The organism is Streptomyces sp. NPDC006510 (genome assembly GCF_040611955.1).
GTDB lineage: Bacteria > Actinomycetota > Actinomycetes > Streptomycetales > Streptomycetaceae > Streptomyces.
In genome coordinates this window covers 1-5,019 of the sequence record NZ_JBEXPH010000341.1, presented here as the reverse complement: position 1 = coordinate 5,019, position 5,019 = coordinate 1, and the positions used below count along the sequence as shown (strand labels likewise).

Annotated in this window: 7 protein-coding genes; 3 read left to right on the top strand and 4 right to left on the bottom strand. The window is 70.8% G+C overall.

Annotated elements, in window-relative coordinates; genetic code table 11:
• A partial coding sequence (locus ABZY11_RS42755; RefSeq protein WP_356484345.1) for a DAK2 domain-containing protein occupies positions 1 to 344 on the bottom strand: 344 nt, incomplete at its 3' end.
• A gap of 259 nt (positions 345 to 603) precedes the next feature.
• On the opposite strand from ABZY11_RS42755, the gene rpmB reads away from it, so the two are divergent.
• Positions 604 to 789: a 50S ribosomal protein L28 gene (gene rpmB / locus ABZY11_RS42750; RefSeq protein WP_030928661.1), complete on the top strand. Its 186-nt coding sequence runs from the start codon at positions 604 to 606 to the stop codon at positions 787 to 789.
• 85 nt (positions 790 to 874) lie between these two features.
• Here rpmB and thiD read toward each other — a convergent pair whose 3' ends face one another.
• Positions 875 to 1,681: a bifunctional hydroxymethylpyrimidine kinase/phosphomethylpyrimidine kinase gene (thiD, locus tag ABZY11_RS42745; protein ID WP_356484344.1), complete on the bottom strand. Its 807-nt coding sequence runs from the start codon at positions 1,679 to 1,681 to the stop codon at positions 875 to 877.
• 10 nt (positions 1,682 to 1,691) lie between these two features.
• The gene (locus ABZY11_RS42740; RefSeq protein WP_356484343.1) at positions 1,692 to 2,663 is read right to left on the bottom strand and encodes a thiamine-phosphate kinase; all 972 of its coding nucleotides are present in this window, start codon (positions 2,661 to 2,663) and stop codon (positions 1,692 to 1,694) included.
• Between the two features lie 323 nt (positions 2,664 to 2,986).
• Here ABZY11_RS42740 and ABZY11_RS42735 point away from each other — a divergent pair, with 323 nt between their 5' ends.
• Positions 2,987 to 3,220: an Lrp/AsnC ligand binding domain-containing protein gene (locus tag ABZY11_RS42735; RefSeq protein WP_072487263.1), complete on the top strand. Its 234-nt coding sequence runs from the start codon at positions 2,987 to 2,989 to the stop codon at positions 3,218 to 3,220.
• 50 nt (positions 3,221 to 3,270) lie between these two features.
• Positions 3,271 to 3,723, top strand: a complete 453-nt coding sequence (locus ABZY11_RS42730; RefSeq protein ID WP_356484346.1) for a DUF3515 domain-containing protein — start codon at positions 3,271 to 3,273, stop codon at positions 3,721 to 3,723.
• Between the two features lie 49 nt (positions 3,724 to 3,772).
• On the opposite strand, the gene ABZY11_RS42725 is transcribed toward ABZY11_RS42730, so the two are convergent.
• Positions 3,773 to 4,930 (bottom strand): D-alanine--D-alanine ligase family protein, encoded by a 1,158-nt coding sequence (locus ABZY11_RS42725; protein ID WP_356484342.1) that lies wholly within the window; start codon positions 4,928 to 4,930, stop codon positions 3,773 to 3,775.
• Positions 4,931 to 5,019: the final 89 nt, after the last annotated feature.

Below are 5,019 nucleotides of genomic sequence, written 5' to 3'. Positions count from 1 at the left end.
GCGTCATGGCCGACGGCCAGCACCCCCGCCATCCCGCGCAGTAGTTGGGCCAAAATCGTGCCGGAGTTCCCGCGGGCACCGATCAGGGCTCCGTGCGCCATGGCCCGTACCGCGTCGGCCGCGGCGGGCACGGTCCCGCCGGTCTCGTGGGCGGCGAAGACCGCTTCGACGGCCTGGGTCGCGGACTCCACGGTCAGATAGAGGTTCGTCCCGGTGTCCCCGTCGGCGACCGGGTACACATTGATCGCGTCGATCGCCTCGCGCTCCCGGCCCAGCGCGTCCAGGGCCAGGGAGCACCAGGTACGCACCGCGACGGCGTCCATGTCGTCGGCGGTCTGCGGCACCTGTCGGCCCTCCTCGGATTCGGCCGTGGGCGGCCGGCTGCATCGCAGAGTAGTCCCCGCGCACCGGGTCCGGCGGGGACAGGGGGCGGGACGGGGTCGGTGAAAGCCATGGTAGTTTCGTTCTACCGACGCAGCCGTTGTATGCTGCTTCGGTTGCCCGATGAGAGTCGGGACATCCCTCCGGCACCGCCACTTCAGTCAAATGAATCCGGCGCGCCGGATTTCACTGTAAGTGCATCTGAAGTCTTTGGAGTGACCCGTGGCTGCCAACTGCGACGTCTGCGGCAAGGGGCCGGGCTTCGGCAACAACATTTCGCACTCGCACCGCCGTACGTCCCGTCGCTGGAATCCCAACATCCAGCGCGTGCGTGCCGTGGTCGGTCGGACGCCGAAGCGGCTCAACGTCTGCACCTCGTGCATCAAGGCCGGCAAGGTCGCGCGCTGACGTTCCCGTCGTAGCGCAGCCTTCCGGTTGCCCAAAAAGCCGGTCCACCTCGGTGGACCGGCTTTTTGCTGTGCGCCGGGCGCGCTCACCGGGTGCGGGTCCGCCAGCCGTGGTCGACCGGACCGGTCCCGGCGCCCAGCGGGAAGCCCGCCGCGATCGCCCCGGTGACGTACTCCTTCGCGTCCCGTACCGCCGTGGGCACGTCCTGTCCCAGGGCCAGCCGGCAGGCGATGGCCGAGGCGAGTGTGCAACCGGTGCCGTGGGTGTGGCGGTTGTCGTGCCGGTGGGCGCGCAGCCAGTGCTCCTCGGCGCCGTTCGTCAGCAGGTCGACGGGGTCGCCCGGCAGATGACCGCCCTTGACGACGACCCAGCGCGGCCCGAACTCCAGCAGCGCGGCGGCGGCCCGCCGCATCCCGGTCTCGTCCTCGACGTGGACGCCGGTGAGCTGGGCCACCTCGTCCAGGTTCGGGGTGGCGACCGTGGCGGCGGGCAGCAGTTTCGTCCGTACGGAGTCGAGCGCCTCGGCGGCGAGCAGCGGATCGCCGTGCTTGGAGACGCCGACCGGGTCGACGACGGCCGGGGCGCCGGTGCCGGCGAGGAGTTCGGCCACGGTCTCCACGAGGGCGGCCGACGACAGCATCCCGGTCTTGACCGCCTGCACCCCGATGTCGTCCACCACGCTGCGGTACTGGGCGCGTACGGCCTCGGCGGGAAGTTCCCAGGCGCCCTGCACGCCCAGCGAGTTCTGGGCGGTGACGGCGGTCAGCACGCTCATCCCGTGGACGCCGTGCGCCAGCATCGTCTTCAGGTCGGCCTGGATGCCCGCACCGCCGCCGGAGTCGGATCCGGCGACGGTGAGCACACGGGCGGGTACAGCAGCAGATATGGGCATACGCCGAAATCTACTGCGCGTCCTCGATGTCCCCGAAGTGGTCCCAGCCGCCCTTGCTGGTCCACGGCGCCCCGTCGACCGTCACCTGCGGCAGCGCGGAGGGGTTGAGGACCTCGCCGATCACCTTCCAGCGGGCGGGCAGCTTCACGTCCGGCGGGAAGGTGGCGACGATCGCGTGGTCCTCGCCCCCGGTCAGCACCCACTGGAGCGGGTCGACGCCGACCGCCTGCCCGATGTCGGACATCTGCGAGGGGATGTCGATGAGTCCGGAGCGCAGATCGATCCGGACCTTGCTGGCCTCGGCGATGTGCCCGAGGTCGGCGACGAGCCCGTCGCTCACGTCCGTCATCGCGGTGGCGCCGAGTCCGGCGGCCGCGGGGCCCGCGTGGTACGGCGGTTCGGGGCGCCGGTGGGCCTCGACGAAGGCGCGCGGCGAACGGAAGCCGCGGGAGAGCACCGCGTACCCGGCGGCGGACCAGCCGAGCCAGCCGGTGACGGCGACGACGTCGCCGGGCTGGGCGCCGGAGCGGGTGACCGGCTCGTGGTTGCGCAGATCGCCCAGCGCGGTGATCGAGACGGTGATCGTCTCGCCGCGCACCACGTCTCCGCCGACCACGGCCGCGCCCGCGACCTGGCACTCGTCACGGATGCCGTCCATCAGCTCGCCGGCCCAGGTGACCGGGAGTTCGCCGGGAACGACCAGGCCGAGCAGCAGCGCGGTGGGCACCGCGCCCATGGCGGCGATGTCGGCGAGGTTCTGGGCGGCGGCCTTGCGGCCGACGTCGTACGCCGTCGACCAGTCGCGGCGGAAGTGCCGTCCCTCCAACAGGATGTCCGTACTGGCCACGACCCTGCGGTCGGGAGCGGTCACGACCGCGGCGTCGTCGCCGGGGCCGAGCCGTACCGCCGGAGTGGTGGTGAGCCGGGAAGTGAGCTCCCTGATGAGCCCGAACTCCCCCAACTCGCCCACGGTTCCCTTCACCGAGTCTCACCTCTCATCTATCGCGCCGGACGGTCGTCCGGGCTGCTTCGGCGGCCGGGGGTCCGGACCGTGGACCGGCCGCCGCCGCAGGGAGCAGTCTGCACCGCTCGTCACCGCCATGCCGTCCCCCTTCCGGACCGCTGCGCTTGCGGTCGCGGGCCGTCACTGCTGTCGGTACTGTCAAGAGATACGTCAACTTGTGTCTTGCGTACGCCACGCTGTGGGCGTCAACGGCCCACAGGTCTCCCCGCGGCACGCGGCAACGCGATACCGTGGCGTCCCTTTCTCCCCCACATGATCCTCGTGGCCGTCCTGGAGGTTCCGTGGTACAGGCGTACATCCTTATTCAGACCGAGGTGGGCAAGGCGTCGACCGTCGCCGAGACCATCGCCAGAGTTCCGGGAGTGATCCAGGCAGAGGACGTCACCGGCCCCTACGACGTGATCGTGCGCGCACAGGCCGACACGGTCGATGAACTCGGCCGCATGGTGGTCGCCAAGGTCCAGCAAGTGGAAGGCATCACCCGAACCCTGACCTGCCCGGTCGTTCATCTGTAGTCCCCGTCTACGCTGGGCCGGTGACATCATCGCGTCGGCTCTGCCACCCCTTGTTCCTCGGCCCGTCCGTCGCCGCGCTGCTACTGGCCGCGGCGGGCTGTTCCTCGACGGACGCCGCGGTGTCGATCACGGTTCCCACCCCGTCCCCGGAAGCCGCAGCCTACTGCCGTGCGCTGCACAGGGAGCTGCCGAGAACCGTTGCCGGACTCGACCGCGGTGACGCCGGGCCGAAGTCCGAACTGACCGCCGAGTGGGGGGACGGAGAGATCGTACTGCGCTGCGGTGTCCCCCGGCCCGTGAAGATGGACGACCCCATGGCGAAGGGGACCGAAGCGGACGGCGTCAACTGGCTGCTGGAGCAGCCCGATGACGCCGGTCCGCGTTTCACGACGACCTACCGCAAGGCGTACGTCGAGGTGACCCTGTCCGAGGCGTACGCGCATGACGCGAGCCCGTTGGCCGCGTTCGGCCCGGCCGTCCGGAAGACGGTTCCCGGACTGTAGGGCGTGCGCTCCCGCCCGGGGGCGCACGCCGTACGGCGCGGGACCCGGCTCAGCGCAGGCCGGTCGGGCGGCTCAACGCGGCCTGGATCAGCCGGTCCACCAGCTCCTGGTAGCTGACACCGCTCTCCTGCCACATCCGCGGGTACATGGAGATCGGCGTGAAGCCCGGCAGGGTGTTGATCTCGTTGATCACGAAGGTGCCGTCCTCGGTGAGGAAGAAGTCGGCGCGGACCAGGCCCTCGCAGGACGTGGCCTCGAAGGCCTCGACCGCGAGCCGCTGGACCTCGGCCGTCTGCTCCTCGGTGAGCGGGGCAGGCACGATCCCGGAGGCCGAGTCGATGTACTTGGCCTCGAAGTCGTAGAAGTCGTGCGAGGTCACCGGCGGGATCTCGGCGGGCACGCTGGCGCGCGGCCCGTCCTCGAACTCCAGCACCCCGCACTCGATCTCGCGGCCCCGCAGCAGCGACTCGACCAGGAACTTGGGGTCGTGGCGGCGGGCCTCCTCGATCGCCTCGTCGAGCCCGGACAGGTCGTCGACCTTGGTGATGCCGATGGACGAGCCCGCGCGGGCGGGCTTGATGAAGAGCGGCCAGCCGTGCTCACCGGCGAAATCCACGATGCGCTTGCGGGCGCCGGAGGGATCGTTGTCCCATTCCCGGGGGCGCACCACGAGGTACGGGCCGACCGGGAGGCCGAAGGAGATGAAGATCCGCTTCATGTACTCCTTGTCCTGGCCGACCGCCGAGGCGAGCACCCCGGCGCCGACATAGGGCACACCGGAGAGCTCCAGGAGCCCCTGGAGGGTGCCGTCCTCGCCGTACGGGCCGTGCAGCACGGGGAAGACGACGTCGACCTCGCCGAGCGCCTTGGGGACCGAGCCGGGCTCGCTGTACACCACTTCGCGGCTGCCGGGGTCGACGGAGAGCACCACGGCGCCCTCGGCGGACTCGGCCAGCTGAGCCACTTCCGGCATCTTGCTGTCCGTGATGGCCATGCGTTCGGGTTCGTCGGCGGTGAGCGCCCAGCGGCCGTCCGTCGTGATGCCGATCGGCAGGACGTCGTACTTGGTCCGGTCGATGGCGTTCAGGACGGCGCCGGCCGTGACGACCGAGATGCCGTGTTCGGAGCTGCGGCCGCCGAACACGACGGCCACGCGCGGCTTGCGGAGCTGCTGCTCCGGGCTCTGGGGGAGGTTCTCGCTGCTCATATCGCGTTGAGCGTACCTGCTGGTACCACTCGCGTCAGCGCGGCCGGGGCCGCCGGAGCGGTGACCGGGAACGTTCACCGCTCCGGCGG